This window comes from Lutibacter sp. (assembly GCF_041596795.1).
GTDB lineage: Bacteria > Bacteroidota > Bacteroidia > Flavobacteriales > Flavobacteriaceae > Lutibacter.
This window is the reverse complement of record NZ_JBFHHX010000271.1, coordinates 1-1,815: the sequence shown is the minus strand read 5'-3', so window position 1 is coordinate 1,815 and position 1,815 is coordinate 1. Positions and strand designations below refer to the sequence as shown.

Below are 1,815 nucleotides of genomic sequence, written 5' to 3'. Positions count from 1 at the left end.
ACAATTGAAATTACCAGATAATTTTCAACAATAAATTCAAAATCTATTTGCAGTCCAATACTCACAAAAAACAAGGCAACAAACAACACTCTAAAAGAATGCAATGTGTCATAAATCCAGTCAGTTGCTTTAGAAACATGCATCACCATTCCTCCAACAAATGCACCTAATGCAGGTGAAAGTCCAAAAGCTGAAGCTAAAAGCGCTCCACCAAAACATAATAAAATAGCTGCAAAAACTTGTAATTCGTGATCATTTTCTAGTTTGCTGGCAAAAGGTAATTTAATACTTCTTTTAATATAAATGTAAATTAAAATAGCCATAACTAGCAATCCTCCAACAATCATTAAAACAATGTTTTCAATAGGTTCTTCTTTTCCGCCAATTATAGAGGTTAAAATTAATAATGGTACAATTATAATGTCTTGCATTAATAAAATACTAAGTACATTTTTACCAATTCTTGTAGTTATTAGGTTTTTATCTTGAATTATTTTTATAATAACAGCAGAGCTACTTAAAGCAATAACAAAGCCTAAAATTATAGACCGTTCTATATTCCAATTAAATAAATAACCAATACCAATAACAATAGCAACACTAACTCCAACTTGTAATAAAGTTCCAATTACTGCAAGTTTCCATTGCTTTACCAATTCTGGTAAGCTTATTTCCATTCCAATAAAAAACAGCAGTAAAATAATGCCAATTTCACCTAAATGATGAATGGAATCAGCATCTTTTATTAAGCCAATTCCGTGTTCACCTAATAAAGCACCAACCATAATATAGCCAATAATGTAAGGTTGTTTAAACCTTTTAAGAATTAAACCTAACAGTATAATAAGTATGGCCAAAACTGAAACAAAAGCCACAGTTGGATCTAATTTTGCAGATAAAAACATTTATATTTTTTTTGAAATGTTAACGTTAAAGTTGGGAGCATCTACCAAATGGAATGTTGCTGAAGCAAATTTAATATCACCATTTGTTTTTTCAACTTCTGTTAATATTTGAGTAAATAATTCAGATTTGGTTATGCGTCTTTTTCTAAAGTGAACAACATATCTTAGCGTAAATTCAACCCAGTTATCGTTGGCAATTAATGTAACCATAGGTTCTGTTTGAGCATTTTCCAATAAAAATTCTTTTTGCAGATTATGCCATTTATCTTGAGAAAGATCTGTTAAATCTCCCACTATTTTTTTAGCAACATCAATAAAAAGCACTTTTGCTTTGTTATAATTGCTTCCGTATTGAATAGGAATTTTAATTTCATCCCATAAAAAAGGAAAATCTCCAGAATAATTAAAAACAGGTTCTTTAAAAACAAAACTGTTGGCAATTAAAACAATTCTTCCATTGTATAAATCGCCATCAACCCATTGTCCAATTTCCATTACGGTGGTACGTAAAACGCCAATATCCATTACATCACCTTTAATTCCACCTAATTGAACTCTATCTCCTGTTTTATAAAAACCACCAAATAAAATGGCCAACCAACCTGCAAAAGAAGCAATAACTTCTTGTAAGGCAAATGCAATTCCTGCTCCGGCAACACCTAAAGCAATGGTAAAACCGCCTAATTTATTGCTAAAAACTACAGCTATTAAAATAATAGTAAACAAATAACCAGCAAAAGTGGAGATTTTCTTTGTTTTATATCGATGATTGCTGTCCTTTAATTTTGAAATAAATTTTTTTTGAATAGCTTTTATAATCAGCCAAATAATAATAATACCAATTAAAATTGTTGCTATTTTTCCTACAGTAGGATCATATAATATTTTTTTTAATTGATCTTCCATTTTT

The 1,815-nt window shown here is 29.6% G+C and carries 2 protein-coding genes; both read right to left on the bottom strand.

Going from position 1 to position 1,815, the window contains the following annotated elements; genetic code table 11:
* The coding region (locus ABY298_RS16210) for a cation:proton antiporter (protein ID WP_372747078.1) at positions 1-905 on the bottom strand (905 nt) is incomplete at its 3' end.
* Positions 906-1,815 (bottom strand): mechanosensitive ion channel family protein (locus ABY298_RS16205; protein WP_372747077.1); only part of this gene is annotated, 910 nt, incomplete at its 5' end. It abuts the gene before it with no gap.